Annotated in this window: 18 protein-coding genes; 5 read left to right on the top strand and 13 right to left on the bottom strand. The window is 51.8% G+C overall.

The features are described from left to right. Positions 1–25: 25 nt before the first annotated feature. From BMY09_RS08805 to BMY09_RS08795, 3 genes are read right to left on the bottom strand one after another with little or no spacing between them, the layout of a single operon-like run. A complete protein-coding gene (locus BMY09_RS08805) occupies positions 26–250 on the bottom strand; it encodes a TIGR02450 family Trp-rich protein (RefSeq protein WP_091356763.1) in 225 nt (74 codons plus the stop codon). Positions 251–254: 4 nt separating this feature from the next. Continuing rightward, positions 255–908: a ChrR family anti-sigma-E factor gene (locus BMY09_RS08800; RefSeq protein ID WP_091357146.1), complete on the bottom strand. Its 654-nt coding sequence runs from the start codon at positions 906–908 to the stop codon at positions 255–257. Next, positions 898–1,503, bottom strand: coding sequence for a sigma-70 family RNA polymerase sigma factor (locus BMY09_RS08795; protein ID WP_091356760.1), 606 nt, complete (start codon positions 1,501–1,503; stop codon positions 898–900). Before BMY09_RS08795 ends, BMY09_RS08800 begins: the two co-directional genes overlap by 11 nt. Before the next feature lie 200 nt (positions 1,504–1,703). Here BMY09_RS08795 and BMY09_RS08790 point away from each other — a divergent pair, with 200 nt between their 5' ends. The 4 genes from BMY09_RS08790 to BMY09_RS08775 all read left to right on the top strand — a co-directional run bounded on the left by BMY09_RS08790 (position 1,704) and on the right by BMY09_RS08775 (position 5,636). After that, the gene (locus tag BMY09_RS08790; protein WP_091356757.1) at positions 1,704–3,080 is read left to right on the top strand and encodes an NAD(P)/FAD-dependent oxidoreductase; all 1,377 of its coding nucleotides are present in this window, start codon (positions 1,704–1,706) and stop codon (positions 3,078–3,080) included. Next, positions 3,073–3,885, top strand: coding sequence for a DUF1365 domain-containing protein (locus BMY09_RS08785; RefSeq protein ID WP_091356754.1), 813 nt, complete (start codon positions 3,073–3,075; stop codon positions 3,883–3,885). The genes BMY09_RS08790 and BMY09_RS08785 overlap by 8 nt, the downstream gene beginning before the upstream one ends. Next, the gene (locus BMY09_RS08780) at positions 3,872–5,227 is read left to right on the top strand and encodes an SAM-dependent methyltransferase (protein WP_245756534.1); all 1,356 of its coding nucleotides are present in this window, start codon (positions 3,872–3,874) and stop codon (positions 5,225–5,227) included. The genes BMY09_RS08785 and BMY09_RS08780 overlap by 14 nt, the downstream gene beginning before the upstream one ends. Before the next feature lie 124 nt (positions 5,228–5,351). Continuing rightward, positions 5,352–5,636 carry a SemiSWEET transporter gene (locus BMY09_RS08775; protein ID WP_091356751.1) on the top strand — a complete coding sequence of 95 codons (285 nt, stop codon included), beginning with the start codon at positions 5,352–5,354 and terminating at the stop codon, positions 5,634–5,636. Here the strand turns inward: BMY09_RS08775 and BMY09_RS08770 are convergent. Genes BMY09_RS08770 through BMY09_RS08750 form a run of 5 tightly spaced genes read right to left on the bottom strand, consistent with a single transcriptional unit; the run spans position 5,621 to position 8,548 of the window. Further along, positions 5,621–6,070: a nuclear transport factor 2 family protein gene (locus BMY09_RS08770; RefSeq protein WP_091356748.1), complete on the bottom strand. Its 450-nt coding sequence runs from the start codon at positions 6,068–6,070 to the stop codon at positions 5,621–5,623. The two genes, BMY09_RS08775 and BMY09_RS08770, sit on opposite strands and share 16 nt — an antisense overlap. Then, positions 6,054–6,917 (bottom strand): SDR family NAD(P)-dependent oxidoreductase, encoded by an 864-nt coding sequence (locus BMY09_RS08765; protein WP_091356745.1) that lies wholly within the window; start codon positions 6,915–6,917, stop codon positions 6,054–6,056. The genes BMY09_RS08770 and BMY09_RS08765 overlap by 17 nt, the downstream gene beginning before the upstream one ends. Beyond that, positions 6,914–7,507, bottom strand: coding sequence for a DUF3833 domain-containing protein (locus tag BMY09_RS08760; RefSeq protein ID WP_091356740.1), 594 nt, complete (start codon positions 7,505–7,507; stop codon positions 6,914–6,916). Before BMY09_RS08760 ends, BMY09_RS08765 begins: the two co-directional genes overlap by 4 nt. Positions 7,508–7,521: 14 nt before the next feature. Next, on the bottom strand, positions 7,522–8,037 hold the full coding sequence (locus BMY09_RS08755; RefSeq protein WP_139203165.1) for a hypothetical protein: 516 nt from the start codon (positions 8,035–8,037) through the stop codon (positions 7,522–7,524). Next, a complete protein-coding gene (locus tag BMY09_RS08750; RefSeq protein ID WP_091356735.1) occupies positions 8,027–8,548 on the bottom strand; it encodes a DUF2878 domain-containing protein in 522 nt (173 codons plus the stop codon). Before BMY09_RS08750 ends, BMY09_RS08755 begins: the two co-directional genes overlap by 11 nt. A gap of 231 nt (positions 8,549–8,779) precedes the next feature. Here BMY09_RS08750 and BMY09_RS08745 point away from each other — a divergent pair, with 231 nt between their 5' ends. Then, positions 8,780–11,284, top strand: a complete 2,505-nt coding sequence (locus tag BMY09_RS08745; protein ID WP_091356733.1) for an EAL domain-containing protein — start codon at positions 8,780–8,782, stop codon at positions 11,282–11,284. A 70-nt stretch (positions 11,285–11,354) separates the two neighbouring features. Here the strand turns inward: BMY09_RS08745 and BMY09_RS08740 are convergent, their stop codons facing one another. From BMY09_RS08740 to BMY09_RS08720, 5 genes are read right to left on the bottom strand one after another with little or no spacing between them, the layout of a single operon-like run. Then, on the bottom strand, positions 11,355–11,834 hold the full coding sequence (locus BMY09_RS08740; protein WP_091356730.1) for a hydrogenase maturation protease: 480 nt from the start codon (positions 11,832–11,834) through the stop codon (positions 11,355–11,357). Further along, a complete protein-coding gene (locus BMY09_RS08735) occupies positions 11,818–13,284 on the bottom strand; it encodes a Ni/Fe hydrogenase subunit alpha (RefSeq protein ID WP_091356728.1) in 1,467 nt (488 codons plus the stop codon). Before BMY09_RS08735 ends, BMY09_RS08740 begins: the two co-directional genes overlap by 17 nt. 14 nt (positions 13,285–13,298) lie before the next feature. Next, on the bottom strand, positions 13,299–13,928 hold the full coding sequence (locus BMY09_RS08730) for an NADH-quinone oxidoreductase subunit B family protein (RefSeq protein ID WP_091356725.1): 630 nt from the start codon (positions 13,926–13,928) through the stop codon (positions 13,299–13,301). Next, positions 13,925–14,629, bottom strand: a complete 705-nt coding sequence (locus tag BMY09_RS08725; protein ID WP_091356723.1) for a 2Fe-2S iron-sulfur cluster-binding protein — start codon at positions 14,627–14,629, stop codon at positions 13,925–13,927. Before BMY09_RS08725 ends, BMY09_RS08730 begins: the two co-directional genes overlap by 4 nt. Further along, the gene (locus BMY09_RS08720) at positions 14,626–16,473 is read right to left on the bottom strand and encodes an NAD(P)H-dependent oxidoreductase subunit E (RefSeq protein WP_091356720.1); all 1,848 of its coding nucleotides are present in this window, start codon (positions 16,471–16,473) and stop codon (positions 14,626–14,628) included. Before BMY09_RS08720 ends, BMY09_RS08725 begins: the two co-directional genes overlap by 4 nt. Between the last annotated feature and the right edge of the window lie 214 nt (positions 16,474–16,687).

Raw genomic sequence — 16,687 nt, 5'->3', positions numbered from 1 at the left:
CTGCCCGGCTTTTTAATATAAAAGTTTAGCACCACCCCTGTTTCCAGTGATCACTATCAGCCAGTATCTGCCAGTGAATAACGTGTTCCCGGTGGCTGATCACGGCTTCAAGAACGCACTGTTGAACAACACCGTCATCATCTTTCAGCAACTTCGTCACTAAAAAATGTTTCTCTTTATTGTGCGGTTCAACCGCTGTCCACTTACTCAAATGCAATTTAGACGGGTTAAATCGGTTCCTTTCTGCCATCGGATCAGAAACCAGTGATTGGCTGTACCAGCTTACCAAACAAAGTGGTAAACCTGAGAGGCGCATCGGTAGCGATCAGACAGATACAATCCACTTTACTATCGACCAGCGGTTGATGTTCAATCTGATCATCCAGATCGGCCACATCGCCGCGGCAGAAACGCCCAACCTCATCGGAAAAAGAGCCTCGCAGCACCATGGTCAGCTCATTGCCATTGTGGGTGTGCGCCAGCATCGCCTTTCCCGGTGCAATTCTCAGCAGCCGGGAAACACCATGTCCCTCCCAGGGCATATCATAGTAAGCAACACCAGGAACGATCCGTTTCCACTCCAGCTGATCCAGAGGGCAGTGAATATACTCTCTTAAGGGGGCCGGTATCTCAGGATCCATGACGATAGGCGTAACCGGGACGCTCTCCTGCTTGGTCGGCAGTTCATCAAGCTGAGTCAGTACCGATGCCAGCATATCATCGGCAACGGTTTCGGGCTCCAGTGATTCCAGCAGTGCACCACCAACGGCATCAGAGTGCTCAGCCCGCTCACGACACTGTGGACAGATCGACAGATGGGATGCCACCACCAGCGCCATGCCCTGGGACAGAGCGCCAGCCGAATAGCTGATAAGGGTTGCATCATCGAGGTGATGATTAATGTTCATACTCATCACCTCCCCAGATCTGTTTCAGTTTTTCTGTTGCCAGGCGGATTCTGGATTTAACACTCCCCAGAGGGATATCGAGACGGCTGGCGATATCACCGTGTGATCGCCCTTCGAAATAAGACATGTAGATAACCTGCGCCTGCTTTTCCGGCAGCTGGCTGATCGCCTGTGCTACCCGGTCTGATAATACTTCCTGCTCCCCCTGTCCTGACTCGCAAGCCGTTTCACTCCACTCATCAAGACTGTACTGGGGATATTTCTGCTTACGCATCCAGTCGATGCTCTGATTTCGTGCCAGAGTAAAGATCCAGGTGCTGGCCGCCGCTTTATCCGGATGATACATGTGTGCCTTGCGCCACACCGATAGCATCACCTCCTGCGTCACCTCTTCGGCAGCGGAGATAGCCACGCCCAACCGTACGATATAGGCCTTAACCCTGGGCGCAAAATGGTTGAACAACCGGGCATAGATCGATTTATCTGGTTTTACCGCCAATCGGCCCAACAGATCGCTCCAGTCTGCACTGGCCATCTCGGCCTGACTCAGTTGTACGATGTTATCCACATCCTCTCCCGGTGGTCTGTTCTTCATATACCCCTTTACGTATTCAGATAATTAACCGGATCATCCCAGCTGAAAAAATTTTGCCGGGTAACTGCTTTATTCACAACAGAATCTGTGATCCTATTTTGAAACCTTCACGTATAGCCCTGCAAATAATGCGCTTGCTGAACGATTGTTTATTCATTTTGTTACCGCGCGTCAAACAGATCACAGTATGGACTGCTCCGATGAATATTACTGCCATCCGCCCGAAAAAAATTGCCGTTATCGGTTCCGGTATTGCCGGCCTGAGCTGCGCCTGGCTGTTGAACAAAGCCCACCGGGTAACACTCTATGAAAAGGATGACCGGTTGGGTGGCCATTCCAATACTGTCCGGTTCGATCTCGACGGCACTCAGATCGATGTCGATACCGGGTTCATCGTTTTTAACCCGGTGAACTATCCCAATCTGGTTAAGTTCTTTGAACATATCAACCTGCCAACCTGTGCCACCGATATGTCATTCGCAGTCTCGGTAGACAATGGACGGTTAGAGTACAGTGGCACCGGTCTGAATGGTCTGTTTGCGCAGAAACGCAACCTGATCAGTCCGGCCTTCTGGTCGATGATCAGAGACCTGATGCGCTTCTATCGCAACGCAGACAGGATGATGGCTGATCCTTCACTGGCAAACCTCACTCTGGAGCAGTTACTCAGCCAGCATAGCTACGGTGATCGTTTTATCTATGACCACCTGCTGCCTATGGGGGCGGCCATCTGGTCCACCCCGGTGCAGCAGATGCTCAGGTATCCTGCGCTGAGTTTTCTCCGTTTCTGTCAGAACCATGGCCTGTTACAGATTAATGACCGGCCTCAATGGCATACCATCCCAGGCGGCAGTATCGGCTACGTCAGCAGAATCGCCACCGAACTGGCAGATAATGTCAGAATTAACAGCCGCATACACAAAATCATCCGTCACCCGGACTTCGTGGTTATCGAAGACCTTCACGGTGCCCGGGAGCACTATGATGAGGTAGTGCTGGCCTGCCATGCTGATCAGGCTCTGGCTCTGCTGGAAAAGCCCACCGCAGAGGAACAGCAACTGCTGAGCAGCGTCCCCTATCAGAGGAACCGGGCGTATCTTCATCTTGATGAGAGCCTGCTACCGCAGAACAAAAAGGTCTGGTCCAGCTGGAATTATATGGCGTCAGGCAACGCCAGAGACGAGCGCCAGGTTTCTGTCAGTTACTGGATGAACCGTTTGCAGCCACTGGCGACTGAGCAACCGGTCATCGTGTCTCTCAATCCCCCGAAAGAGCCTGCAGCAGATAAACTGATACGCAGTTTTTTCTACGATCACCCCGCCTTTGACCAGAACTCTCTGACCCAGCAGCAGAATCTCTGGAGTCTTCAGGGACAGCAAAAAACCTGGTTCTGCGGGGCATGGTTTGGTTATGGTTTTCATGAAGATGGACTGCAATCGGGGCTGGCAGTCGCAGAGCAACTGGGGGGGATTCCCCGCCCCTGGCATCTGGACAACCCCAACAGCAGAATTATCGTCACCCAAAGACCGCCTGAAAGGTCTATGGAGGATGAGATAAGGACCCGCATCCATGGCTAAACTGAACTCCTCAGTGTTCGCTGGTGTTGTTATGCATCACCGTTTTACACCGAAGCGGCATCGTTTTATCTATCGGGTTTTCTCGCTGTGCATCGACCTCGATGAACTGCCTCTGCTAAGCAACACCCTGAGATATTTTGCTATCAACCGCTTCGGCCTGATGTCATTTCACGAAAAAGATTATGGTCGCGGAGAGGGTCGGTTACGTCAGGAGATCACCGGGCTGCTGTCATCCCGGGGTTATGCATCAGCCACACACCGCATTGAGCTGCTCTGCTATCCAAGAATTCTGGGGTATACCTTTAATCCTCTGAGTGTCTACTTCTGCTATAACCCTGACAATCAGGTGGAGGTGATACTTTATGAGGTCAGCAACACCTTCGGCCAACGGCACAGTTATCTGCTGGTGAACGATAATCCCGATGATAAGATTGTCCGCCATAGCTGCCATAAGCTGATGTATGTCAGTCCGTTTATGCCCATGGACACCGCCTATAGTTTCAGAATCCTGCCGCCCCGGGAAAGGATTTCCGTATGCATTCAACAGAGCTGCAGAGATGACGCGAAGATCACTCCGATACTGAATGCCACGTTTACCGGACAACGACAGGAGATAAACGATATAAACCTGCTCAGGCTGTTTATCAGTCACCCCCTGATGACCCTGAAAGTGATGGGAGCGATCCACTGGGAAGCACTCAGACTCTGGCTGAAAGGCGTCAAACTTCAGCCGCGGAATACCACAAAAAGTTACAGCATCAGCTGGTCAGATCGCAATGGAGAAACTCACTATGAAAACCTGTAACTACCAGACCTCCTCAACCGCAGGCCGGTCACAGGTGAAAACCCTGGCACAACCATCCATGGCGCACCACAGGTATAAGCAAGAGTACAACACGGCGATTAAACCTGACTGGCTGGAGCAAAGAGTGCTCAACCGGCTCGGTGCGCCCCTGAGTCAAACCCGGGGGAGAATCCACCTGATTATGCCCAGCGGCTATCAACAGGCGTTTGGCCAGGGAAGTCTTGATCACGATCAGCCCGACACTGAGACCTGTCCTAATCAATCCGATGAAATACTTCAGGTCACCGTTCAACTCAACAGTCTGCGCTGCCTTTTGCGCCTTTACACCGGGGGAATCACCGGCTGGTCTGAAGGCTATATAGCCGGCGAATGGGACAGCCCTGACCTGACCGCTCTGGTACGTTGGGCTCTGCAGAACGAAAAAACTCTCGAAGGGTTCGCCAAAGCAGGCTTTATTAAGCAGCTACTGGATAATATTCATCACTGGCGCAACCATAACAGCCGCACCGGCAGTCGCCGCAATATTGCCGCCCACTATGATCTGGGCAATGACTTTTATCGTCTCTGGCTGGACCCGACAATGTCCTACTCGTCAGCGCTGTTTAGCTCCCCACTGCAATCACTCGAACAGGCACAAACCGCCAAATACCAGCGGATTCTGGATCTGCTAAAACCTGAGGAGAACGACCATATTCTGGAGATAGGCTGCGGCTGGGGAGGCTTTGCAGAGCGGGCTTTACGGCAACATAAAGTCAGAGTTCATGGCGTTACTCTGTCTGAAGAGCAGCTTCAGTGGAGTCGCAACAGACTCAGATCAGCAGGGCTCGATAAAAGCGCCAATATCAGCCTCACCGATTACCGGGATCTGCTCAGTCAGTATGATGCGGTTGTCTCCATTGAGATGTTTGAAGCTGTGGGGGAAAAATACTGGGACAGCTATTTCAATACCCTCGAACAATCACTCAAACCGGGCGGAAAAGCGGTACTTCAGGTGATCAGTATTGAAGAGGAACGGTTTAAAACCTATCGCAATCAGGCGGACTTTATTCAACGCTATATTTTCCCGGGAGGGATGCTACCCAGCATTAGCCGACTGGAGCAAAAGTTTGCTGAGCATGGCTTCACTCTGGAATATAAACAGCTCTTTGGCAAAGATTATGCCCGCACCCTCAGGCTCTGGCGGGAGAGTTTTGAACAGCACAGCGAAGCCCTCGAACAGCTGGGCTATGACGAGCGCTTCAGACGTTTATGGCGTTACTATCTCTGTTACTGCGAGGGAGGCTTTGAAGAGGGAACTATCGATGTAGGCTTGTATCAACTGATCAACCGGAACACAGACTAATGCTATTCCGTTTCCTGTTTAGAATTAAAAAACATCATTTGTATAAAGCCCCGGGGCAACCTATGATGCTCACCTTTCATACAACTTTTCAGACAAGCTTAATAACGCTATTAAAGACACCATGATGGATAATTTCACTCTGATAGGGCTGATGGCGGCCACCTGCACCACCCTCTCATTTGTACCCCAGGTAGTTCATATACTGCGCACCGGTAATGTGGAGGGCATCTCACTGATGATGTATTCCGTTTTTACTGTCGGGGTAGCCTTATGGCTGGCCTATGGCGTGGTGCTTGGTGATCTTCCAGTGATACTGGCCAATCTGGTCACTCTGGTTCTGGCTTCTATGGTGCTTGTGCTGACGCTGATCAAGCGACACAGGATCAAAAGAGATCATCCCGCTTTATAAGCGGCCCGCTTACGTATATAACCAATGACTCTCCCCAGCAGGGGAAACTCCTGCATCAGGATACTGGCATCCCAGAAGTCCTGGTGACGAGTCACCAACCCCTGTTCATTCAGACAGATACGACTCACCCCTTCCGCTGAAAATGAACCGGTCAGCGACGCTGTTGCAGAAAAACGCCAATAAATATAACCCGTGTGCCCCTGTAACTGCCACTCAAGCAGATCAAAACGTACATCCTGCAACTGTTGGAACATCTCCTCCATGATCCCCAGAAAGGCAGTTTTACCCTGCACCCGGTTGAAAGGGTCGGTGAACTCTATCTCATCAGCCACCAGCTCGCTCAGATCGTCAATTTTAGCCGGTGTTAACTGGGCCAGACAGACCGCGTATCGGTTTAACCGCTCTGTAATGCTATGACTAACTGTTTCTGACATCTTTTCCTGCTCCTGTGGCTCTGCCAATCAGCCAGAAATACCAGCGATAAGGGATTATTCTGAATAATTTAAGCAGATAAACAAAACGGCGGGGAAATATAATTTCAAACCGGTGGCTTAAAAGTCCCGCCACTATTCGTCTGGCCGCCTCATCTGCGTCCATCAGTGCCGGCATGGGAAAATCATTTTTATCGGTTAGCGGTGTGCGGACAAAGCCGGGGTTGATCAACTGAAGCTTAACCCCACTGCCCTGCAGATCTGAACGCAGCGACTCACACAGGTTGATCAGAGCCGCTTTACCGGCACCATAAGCCGCCGCCGTCGGTAAACCCCGATAGCCCGCAGAAGATGAAACCACTGCTATCTGTCCTGATGATCCAGATGTTTTTATCGCGTCAGCCGGTTTCGTCTGGCTGACCGGAACACCTCTTTGCAGATAACGGTATAACACAGGTTCAAGACAGTTTATCGTTCCCTGTAAATTGATATCCAGCAGCGCTTTACATCGCTTTGCAGAGAACTCGTATGCGGAAAAGGGATCATGAGTGCCCGCATTCAACACCACCAGCTCTGGCATAAACCCTTTAGCATCCCAGCTAAGAAACAGCTGTTGCAGAGCATCTGCGTCACGAATATCAAGCGGTACCGGAATCAGTTCACCTTCGCAGCCTCGCAATTCCTGCTGTAACTGTTCAAGTTGCTCAGAGGTTCTGGCTGAACCATATACGATGACACCCCGGCGACATAATAGCCGGGTCAGCTCTGCCCCTATCCCTCTCCCCGCGCCCGTCACCCAGGCGGTCTTCCAGGGATAGCGCGGCTTTTCTGTACTGTTTGCTTTACTCATTGTCCCTCCGGACCGGTGCATACAGACTCAGCGTCCCGCGTCTGAAATGCCTCGTCATCTGCCAGTTTTCGAATATGCAGGGTCAGTTGACCCACCGGCAGACCAAACTTTTTCATCCTGGTCCGGTTGATCAGATTGTTCTCATCGATCAGGTAGAGCCAGTCATCCAGGGCGATATTCCAGACCTTACCGTTAACCGGCACCTGTAGGGTATAGCGCCAGTTAAGAGCATTCCCCTGAGCCTCTCCCCGCGCCTCGCCGACAATGTCGCCAGCCGTTCCCCGATAGCGGTTTCCCTCCTTGACTATGGTCCAGCAGCGGCTCTGTTGCTCTCCATCACTGAAATAGAACTGTTCATCCAGAACCCCCTTGGCCTCCTGCCACTGTGCCGATATGTCGGCGCGGAAACGTCGGGTCACCCTGCCAGAAAAATCCTGCACAATGCCATAGGCAACCAGACGGCCATTAAAAAACTGATCCAGTGCTAATGTGGGTTTTTCATCACGGTAAGCATCGAGAGAACTGGCACAACCGGGAAGTACTAATAAAACCGGTAAAGCCAGTGCCAGTATTGAAGTCGTTTGCGTCATAACAATCGTCCTTTTTACTCTGAATTTCTTCCAGTTAACTGTCGTGTAAACCCGGGGAAAGCACTGTTATCAGATAGCCAGATACCCAGAAACGCCTGGCAAAAACGGTTATCTCTAATGCTGCCAAGATAGTGCTGATTGTGATAAAAGTGCCCATACCCATCGGCATCCTGATAAAAGCCAAGGGTGTCCTGGTCCTCTATATCCGGCCATAGGGTTGCCAATGACCCAAGCCATAAGGCCTGATCATCCGGGGCGATACCGGACTTCTGCCACTGTCTGCGTGTCTCATCGAGCAGGCTCTGCTTGCTGACATCGCGCTGATATTCTAAGGTGAGCAGCAAAGGCATCATTGCAGAGACAAACACACCCTGCGGACTGGCCAGCCGGGCACGATAAATACTCAACCAGAGCACCTTCAGCTCAGCCTCACCAATCACCTTCATATTCTTTGGCAGTGGGGTCGCAACCGCGTGGGCCAGACCGGCAAAAAACAGAACCAGAGTGATCAATAACAGATTAATACGCACCACGGCCCTCCCCCGAAAAGTGCTGACCACTGATCCAGAGCTGCAGGGGGAACAGGGCCATCCAGATAAACATCAATATCAGAGCCCCTGGCAACCATGGCACGCCAAGACTCACAGCTCCCAGCTTTGCCGCTGCACTATATGCCAGGCTACCGGCAACTCCACCACATACTGAAGCGACCACCCAGCGCTTATGGAAAAATCTCAGGCTCTGGTTCAAAGTTGCTGCGAAACAGAACCACAGCAGCAATAACCATAAGGGGGGCAACGGTGTAGAGGGAAAACGAAACAAGCCCGCCAGGGTTAACAGCAGATCAACCGCGAACCCCGTCAGGCCACAGAGCAGCACCACATACACTTCATGAACCGGCTGTCTGTGGAACCACAGGTGTAGCAGCAATAAAACAACCAGCACGGCAACACTCTGACTGGTGAGCAGAATGGCGCTCCACCAGGCCAGTTGAAAGCCTGCCTGATTAACCCAGAAGTTTTGAGACAAACCTGATTTCATCGACTTTGCTCCTCCTGAGACTGTTACGCACAAACGTCAAAGTAAGATCAGTCAAACGGGAGGCTGGCAAGAAACCTCAAACAGGATCTATATCATAGAATGTTTATTTTGTTTAAATTCAACCTCAACAACTACTCATTTAAGGCATGAAACTGCTATACCCGTTTAAAATGCCCGAGTAAAATTATCCTCTTTTATAGCAAGACCACTGGTGAAAAGGTTCTTTTTTCGATGTCCAGACCTCCTAAGGTTACTAGTCCGTTACTTGTCAGACATATTGCTCAGTCTAATCTGATCACCTGCACTCCGGATTCAACAGCAGACAGTCTGATCAGGCTGATGGCCGACAAGAAGATAGGTTGCATAGTTGTGTGCGAAAACCGCTTGCCGGTTGGTATCGTTACCCGACGGGATCTGATAGGCCTGTGGGCCGGCAATGCCCAGCACACGCCGGTCACTCAATTCATGTCCTCACCGGTACACACGGTCTCCGAATGGGAATCAGTCGATGAAGCAGGCCTTAAGTTTATCGCCGAGGAGGTACGCCACTTCGTCGTCACCAAGAACTCCGGTGAAGCCTGCGGCATTATTACTGAAACCGATGTCGTGAACAGCCACGGCATCGAGCATGATCTTTTCCTCCGATCAGTTGAAGAGATCGCCGATCATTCGCCGGTCTCTGTCGATGGCAACAGTACCGTGCTCACTGCATTGCAAAAGCTGAACCAGTCCGGCAGGTCGGCCCTGTTGATCACCCTGCATAACGAAATCAGCGGAATCTTCACCGAACGGGACGCGGTAGCACTGATCGCGCAGGATATGCAGGGCCGGTTGATTTGCGATCTCTGCAACAGCACTCTGGTAACGGTTGAGCAGAGTTTAAGCCTGTATAACGCCCGCAAAGTGTTTCTGCAACACCAGTTCCAGCATCTTGCGATTACCAACCATCAGGGAAAGATCACCGGACTGATCTCCTACTCCGATATCCTCCGTAGTGTCGAAAATGATTATGTCTACCGCCTGCGGGAATTGCTCAATGAACGGGACAAGGCGCTGGAGAAATCTCAGCACAGCCTTAAACTCGCAGATAAAGTGATTGAAGCGTCAATGGAGGCGATCGTTATCTGCGACAAGAACGCTCAGATCCTTCGGGTCAATCCATCCTTCACCGAGATCACCGGCTATACCAGCGCCGAAGTACTGGGTAAAAATCCGAACATCCTGAGTTCAGGACGTCACAACAAATCGTTCTATAAAGCGATGTGGCAGAGTCTCACAGAGCAGGGATTCTGGCAGGGGGAGATCTGGAACCGGCGGAAAGATGGTGCGGTGTATCCGGAGTGGCTCAGTATCACCTCAATCCGGGATGACCATGGCAATATTTCGCAATATGCATCAATCTTCACCGATCTGACCGAGATAAAAAAATCAGAAGCCCGTATCCGGCGGCTGGCTTACTTCGATGAGCTCACCCGGCTTCCCAATCGAAAACTGTTTAATGACCGTCTGCAACTCTCAATAGGCTATGCCAGAGAGCATCAGCACCGGATCGCCGTGGCCTATATTGATGTGGATTTTTTTCAACAGATCAACGATCTGCATGGCCATGAAACCGGTGACAGAGTACTTAAAGAGATCGGTCGGCGCATTGAGCATCAGTTAGATGACAGCGACACCGTTGCCCGTTTTGGCGGCGATGAATTTAATCTGATTCTCACTGATGTCGATGATACCCCCCATATCAGTGAGTTTCTCAACCGCTTACTCAGCACCGTCAATCAACCCATTCTGATCGAAGATAAAGAGCTGAAAGTCACTGTCAGTATCGGTGTTAGTTTCTTTCCAACCGATGCAGACGATGCCGAGTCGCTGCTCAAGTGTGCCAACTCGGCAGTCCATCTGGCAAAAGATTTCGGGCGCAACAGCTTCCGCTTTTTCTCCCCGGAACAGCACCGCCTGATTCAGTCCCGTTATCAGATGGGAAGTGACCTGCAGGCTGCGTTAGATAATGGCGAGTTTCAACTCTATTTCCAGCCAAAAGTCGGCCTTCACACGGGCAGACCGACCAGTTGTGAAGCGCTGTTACGCTGGCTGCATCCGCAACTGGGGTTTATCTCACCAGCTGAATTTATACCGCTGGCAGAGGATCTGGGGCTGATCAACCGCATCGGGCGTTTTGTGCTTGAGGAGGCATGTCAGCAAATTGCCCGATGGCGTGAACAGGGAGAAGAGATCAATGTCGCCATCAATCTCTCGGCCAGGCAGTTTCAGCAGGGCGATATTGCCGAACAGATTCTTGAGTGTCTGAAACAGCACAACCTCCCCGCGCACCTGCTGTCTGTAGAGCTGACCGAATCCTGTTTCCTCTATTGCCCTGAGGAGACCAAGGAAGCACTTAATACACTTCGCAGCCAGGGTATTCAGGTGGCGATCGATGATTTTGGCACCGGTTATTCCAGTCTCAGTTATATTCGTACTATCGCGCTTGATATTCTCAAGATCGACCGTAGTTTTCTGGTCAATCTGGAAGCCTCGGAGGTAGATCGGGCAATCGTCACCTCAATCATAGAGATGAGCCATGTACTGGGCCTGCAAGTGGTTGCCGAAGGCATCGAACATCAGTCTCAGGTAACGATTCTCAAACAGATGAAATGCGATCAGTTACAAGGGTTTCTGTTAGCCCGACCGATGCCGGCAGACGCGTTTATTAACTGGTATAAACACCAGAATGCTTAACCCTGATACTTAGCCTCCGATGCTTAACCCCTATACTTACCCCTTTCTGGCACCCGGGCCAGAAAGGGGCTCAGTCAGCACTGAAGTGGGCAATAGCCGCATCTAAATTAGACTTCGCAGCGACAGTCAGCCCCTCCTGCAACTCCCACTCATAACCTCTGATCGCCAGAACATAGACCTCGGGTTGCCGTTCAAAACAGAGCTGACAAGTGGCGATGATCGAGGGAATGGAGATCGCATGGGAGGTGAAGCTGAAATCCAGCTCGGCCCTGGCCCTGTACAGCGAAAACGTACTCACCTCCGGACTCCGGGTAGCATCGATAAACAGCACTTTTTGCTTACTGCTGATCAGGTCGGCATCTTCGAGAAACAACTGATAGTTTCGCACCCTCTCTGCTTCAACGCAGAGCCCGGCGGCTTCGAGCCAGTCAACAAACGCCCACCCCAGTCCATCATCCTGGCGTCCCACATTACCGATGCCATAGATCAGACAGTTTTCATGACCAAAATCTGCCAGCGATAACTGAACCGGTTCAACGGCGCTGTTCATCGACTATCTGCCCCTCAGCATCGAACAGTGAGATCTCCAGCGGCATCTGCCCCAGTGCATGGGTTGCACAGCTGAGACAGGGGTCATAAGCGCGAATCCCCACTTCGATCGCATTCATCATCCCTTCGGTAATTTCAGCTTTACCGCTGATATAGTCCTGCGCAACCGACCTGACGGTCCGGTTGATAACACTATTGTTCTGGGTTGTCGACACAATCAGATTAGCGAAACTGATACTGCCCGATCTGTCCGCCCGGTAGTGATGCAGCAGAGTCCCCCGCGGGGCCTCAACAACACCGATCCCCTCGCCGGTCCAGGCGTTGTCTGCGGGCGTCATTAGCAACTGCTCGTTTTGCAGATCGGGATCATGCAGCAGCTCTTTAATCAGCTCCGCTGAATGGATAATTTCTATCGCCCGCGCCCAGTTGGTATGCAGGGTCATATTGTTTGACTTACCACCGGTATAGGCGTGGAATTTTTCCAGCGCCGCCTGAGCCAGCGGGGTAGAGAGCGTCTTTGTCACATTCATCCGCGCCAACGGCCCCACCCGTACCGAGCCTTTCTCCCGTCCCAGATCCTTGAGGAAAGGAAACTTCATATAACTCCACTCTTCGGTCGCTTCAGAGAAATGCTCAAGATAATCGTGATAATCAAACTCCCGCACAATCCGCTTGTCTTCATCGAGAATACGGATTCTGCCGTGGTAGTAATCCACATTCCCCTCATCATTGACCAGACACATATCCAGAGATGGGACAACAGCAAAACTGTCTACCTGCTCCCGGTGCTGCTCATGAAACTCATAAAACAGCTTCAGGCCTTCCTGAGCGTATTCGATAACCTCATCGATAGAGAGAAGTCCCTCCTCACCGTTAAGAAAACGATCACGCTCTTCAAGACTGATATTCTTGCTCACGCCGCCCGGCACCGAGCTGATACCGTGCATTCTCTTACCCAACACCGTCCTGATCAGCTCCTGGCCCCACTTACGCAACGCCACAACCCGCTTTACCAGCGCCGGATTCTGCTCCACCAGCCCGAGCACATTACGCTGCTCCGGCGGGGCATCCATACCAAACAGCATCTCAGGAACCACCAGATAAAAATAGGCGGTGACATGGGATTGTAACTGCTGGGCATAGTGCCCCAGCCGACGGACTTTTTCCGCCGTTGGCAACATTGGGATACCCGACCCCAGCCCGACCCCCACCATGTCGTCCAGCGCTTTGGCACCACACAGGTGGTGGCTGACAAAACAGATGCCACAGATCCGTTGCAGCAGCATCGGAGCCTCCCAGTAGGGGTGCCCCTGTATCAGTTTTTCGAAGCCGCGGAACTCCACCACATGAAGTTTGGCATCGGTGACGTTATTGTCATCATCCAGTTGAATGGTGACTTTGCCATGTCCCTCAATACGGGTAACAGGATCAATAACCAGTTTTCGACTCATCACGGTTCCCTCTGTTAATCGTATCGGTTAATCGATGCAGGCAGATCGAATTCGCGCCCGTTAATCAGATCATCCAGCACTTTTAGAATGGTTGCTCCGTCGGGCGGGCAACCAGGAATAAAATAATCCATTTTAACCACTTCATGACAGGGGTAGACCCGGGTGGTTATCCTCGGTATATCTTCATGATAGGGAATCGTGGGTATCGCATCGGGTACAGCGGTCACCGAATCCACATAGGCCTCTCGCAGGCAATCACTCAGTTCCACCTCGTTTCGCATCGCCGGAACACCGCCCCAGACCGCACAGGCACCCACCGATATCAGGATGTCGCAGTTCTCACGAAACTCTTTCAGGGTCTCAATATTCTCCTCATTGGCGATTCCTCCTTCGACAAAACCGATGGCGCAACGTTCACGAATCCGCTTAATATCGGTCAGCGATGAACGCAGAATAGTGACTTTATCCAGCAGCCCCAGCAGCGCCTCATCCATATCCAGCATTGACAGGGTACAACCCCAGCAGCCACACAGGCCGATCATGGCAACTTTTATCTTATTATCCCGTGCAGCCTGCAATGCAGGGTTCAGCTGGGTCGCCGGCAGATCATGGGAACAGGTCTGGTTTTTACCGGATTTACTCATGACTCTTCCTCCCCCAATGCCCGCTCACGCACCGATTGAAGCTCAAATTTACGCCGCCCGATCGGATCGTTAAAACCGACCCCCTTTTCAATGATACAACCCACCGGACAGATATCCGCGGCTTCGCGTACCTGCTCCGGCGGCATCCGGTTGGCCAGCTCAGTATTAACCTCAATCTGTGCAGTAATGCCCCGCCCCTTGATAGAAAATATTTTCTGATCGGTTTGACGGTCCCGGATAAACTCAACACAGCGCTGGCAGAAAATACAGCGGTCACGCTCCAGCCAGATATGATCTGCTGCTACCTCACGCGGTCTGAGCGGGAACCGATAGGGGAAACGGGACACCACCATCTCAACCTCATAGCCGGTGGCCTGAAGCTCGCAACGACCGCTTTTTTCGCAGCTGGGGCAGTTGTGATTACCCTCGGAAAAAAGCGACTCAATCAGTGCCTTGCGCATATCCGCCAGCTCTGTTGTGTCGACTTCAACCTGCATACCCTCAGTCACCGGCACACTACAGGCCGCGGTAATATGGCCATTCACCCGGACTGAACAGACGCGACAGGTGCCCAGACAGGGCTTCCCCTTCAGATAACAAAGTGTGGGAATATAGACGCTGTTTTGCGCTGCAACGTCCACCAGATTTTCACCGGCTTCGGTAACGACTGGCTGACCATCAATGGTTATCTGAATGCTCATTTTTCCGTCTCCGGGTCTTGAATCAGTTCTCGGGGAATATAGTCGTGGTGAGTCAGTTCGATCCTCGCCCGCTCGTTCCCCTGTAACGCGGCCTCAAGATCAAATGAGGGTAACAAAACTCCCGACTGCTCTGTCAGCTTTGCCTGATAGAGCTCAGGAAACTGCTGCAATGTAGTCAGAATCGGATTGGGGGATGTGCCCCCCAGTCCACAACGGCTGGTACTACGCACCAGTTGTCCCCAACTCACCATCTCATCCAGATCCTGCTGACATCCCCGACCGGCAATGATCCGCTCCATCTTGTTACGCAGATCAACATTACCCGACCGGCAGGGAGTACAGATACCGCAGGACTCATCAACAAAAAACTGCATGAAGTGCTTCACAATACCGAGAAGATCGCGGCTGCGATTGAAGATCATCACCGAGCCATTACAGGAAAGATCCCCGTATCCAAAACGCCGCTCACCGCCTTTGTCGACCGCAACACACTCCCCGGAGGGACCGCTGATCTGCACCGCCCAGGGGTCCTCAGCCCCAACCAGAGTAAGTAACTGATTCAGGGTGGTACCCCACTCTATTTCATAAACACCGGGGCGCTGACAGTCCCCCGACACACTCATCAACCGGCAGCCCCGGGAATCCTCAGTGCCCAGGCTCTGATACCATTCAGCTCCTTCCTGCATCACCCGGGTAACCGCAACCAGCGTCTCAACATTGTTCACACAGGTGGGCATCCCCAGATATCCCTGCTCTACCGGGTATGGGGGTTTTACCCGGGGTGTGCCACGCTTACCCTCGCAGGATTCGATCAGCGCGGATTCATCACCACAAATATAGGCACCGGCCCCCATCTGAATACGGATATCAAAGTTAAAATCAGCGTGCCCGAGAATGTTATTCCCCAGCAGCCGTTGCTCTCTGAACAGTTGTAACTGCTGCTCCAGATACGCTTTCAGGTAGATATACTCCTGCCGCAGATAGATAATGCCTTCACGGGCGCCAATAACGCTGGCGGCCAGCACCATTCCCATCAATACAGCCTGAGGCGAGCGGGTCAATAGGACCCGGTCTTTGAAGGTGCCAGGCTCTCCCTCGTCAGCATTACAGATAACGTATTTAGTCGCTCCCGGAGCCTCACGGCAGAGTTTCCATTTTAAACCGGTGGCAAAACCCGCTCCCCCATGTCCTCTCAGTTGGGCTTGAGTAATAGCCCCAATAACCGCCTCCGGGCCTGCGTCCAAACAGTTTTTCAACAGTTCAGGAAAGTCATTCCCGTTGTGGAAAAAAACTGGCCCGGCTTTGCAGATATTGGTTTCTACCAACTGATCAACATAGGCAATATCAGTTTTAGGCAGAGCCCTGGGATTAGCGATCTCTTCTGGTGACCGGCCACATTTTAACTGACTAATAATGCTGGATACTTTTTCCGGGGTCAGGCGGGTAAAGACCACCTCATCCACCAGCATGGCCGGTTCCTGGTCACTCAGGCCAATACAGGGGGTGTCATACAAACTAAAGGTTCCGGAGGGATCCATCTCCCCCAGCGTCGCGCCGGTCTCGCGTTCCAGTGCGTCCAGGACTTCCTGATAGCCCTGCATCCTGGCGATCACCGTATTGCTCAGATAGAGGGTGTAGCTGCCGGTCGACCGGTGGTGAAAATAGTGGTAGAAAGAGCTGGTTTCACGCACATCCTCAACGGCCATATTCAGCCCGTCCGCCAGCTCAGACAGCGCCTCATCGGGGAGGTAACCATACAGATGATGAAGTTCCCAGAGCATATCAAGCAGGCGGGTCCGGTCGGTCTGATAACGCTGAATGATCGCCTGGATTCGGTTATTCATATTCTCATCCTTCATGACATTTACACCGTTGCAGGTATAGCGTAGTCGTAAAATCGCTACACATCCTATCTGAATATAATCGCTGCGATAGCACAATGACCTCTATCAGATATCCACTTTAAGTCGTTACCCGGCTCTCTTTTTTAACATGTTTTTCTCCATATAGGTGCAAAAAACTACCACTTAAAACAGTTGTATGAATTTACTTCATATG

Origin of the sequence: Amphritea atlantica (assembly GCF_900111095.1) — a bacterium.
GTDB lineage: Bacteria > Pseudomonadota > Gammaproteobacteria > Pseudomonadales > Balneatricaceae > Amphritea > Amphritea atlantica.
This window is presented reverse-complemented; position numbering and strand designations above follow the sequence as displayed.

Excerpts from the sequence above, each read along its gene's own strand:
- BMY09_RS08805 (WP_091356763.1), bottom strand. The coding sequence starts at position 250 with ATGGCAGAAAGGAACCGATTTAACCCGTCTAAATTGCATTTGAGTAAG.
- BMY09_RS08800 (WP_091357146.1), bottom strand. The coding sequence starts at position 908 with ATGAACATTAATCATCACCTCGATGATGCAACCCTTATCAGCTATTCG.
- BMY09_RS08795 (WP_091356760.1), bottom strand. The coding sequence starts at position 1,503 with ATGAAGAACAGACCACCGGGAGAGGATGTGGATAACATCGTACAACTG.
- BMY09_RS08790 (WP_091356757.1), top strand. The coding sequence starts at position 1,704 with ATGAATATTACTGCCATCCGCCCGAAAAAAATTGCCGTTATCGGTTCC.
- BMY09_RS08785 (WP_091356754.1), top strand. The coding sequence starts at position 3,073 with ATGGCTAAACTGAACTCCTCAGTGTTCGCTGGTGTTGTTATGCATCAC.
- BMY09_RS08780 (WP_245756534.1), top strand. The coding sequence starts at position 3,872 with ATGAAAACCTGTAACTACCAGACCTCCTCAACCGCAGGCCGGTCACAG.
- BMY09_RS08775 (WP_091356751.1), top strand. The coding sequence starts at position 5,352 with ATGGATAATTTCACTCTGATAGGGCTGATGGCGGCCACCTGCACCACC.
- BMY09_RS08770 (WP_091356748.1), bottom strand. The coding sequence starts at position 6,070 with ATGTCAGAAACAGTTAGTCATAGCATTACAGAGCGGTTAAACCGATAC.
- BMY09_RS08765 (WP_091356745.1), bottom strand. The coding sequence starts at position 6,917 with ATGAGTAAAGCAAACAGTACAGAAAAGCCGCGCTATCCCTGGAAGACC.
- BMY09_RS08760 (WP_091356740.1), bottom strand. The coding sequence starts at position 7,507 with ATGACGCAAACGACTTCAATACTGGCACTGGCTTTACCGGTTTTATTA.
- BMY09_RS08750 (WP_091356735.1), bottom strand. The coding sequence starts at position 8,548 with ATGAAATCAGGTTTGTCTCAAAACTTCTGGGTTAATCAGGCAGGCTTT.
- BMY09_RS08745 (WP_091356733.1), top strand. The coding sequence starts at position 8,780 with ATGTCCAGACCTCCTAAGGTTACTAGTCCGTTACTTGTCAGACATATT.
- BMY09_RS08740 (WP_091356730.1), bottom strand. The coding sequence starts at position 11,834 with ATGAACAGCGCCGTTGAACCGGTTCAGTTATCGCTGGCAGATTTTGGT.
- BMY09_RS08735 (WP_091356728.1), bottom strand. The coding sequence starts at position 13,284 with ATGAGTCGAAAACTGGTTATTGATCCTGTTACCCGTATTGAGGGACAT.
- BMY09_RS08730 (WP_091356725.1), bottom strand. The coding sequence starts at position 13,928 with ATGAGTAAATCCGGTAAAAACCAGACCTGTTCCCATGATCTGCCGGCG.
- BMY09_RS08725 (WP_091356723.1), bottom strand. The coding sequence starts at position 14,629 with ATGAGCATTCAGATAACCATTGATGGTCAGCCAGTCGTTACCGAAGCC.
- BMY09_RS08720 (WP_091356720.1), bottom strand. The coding sequence starts at position 16,473 with ATGAATAACCGAATCCAGGCGATCATTCAGCGTTATCAGACCGACCGG.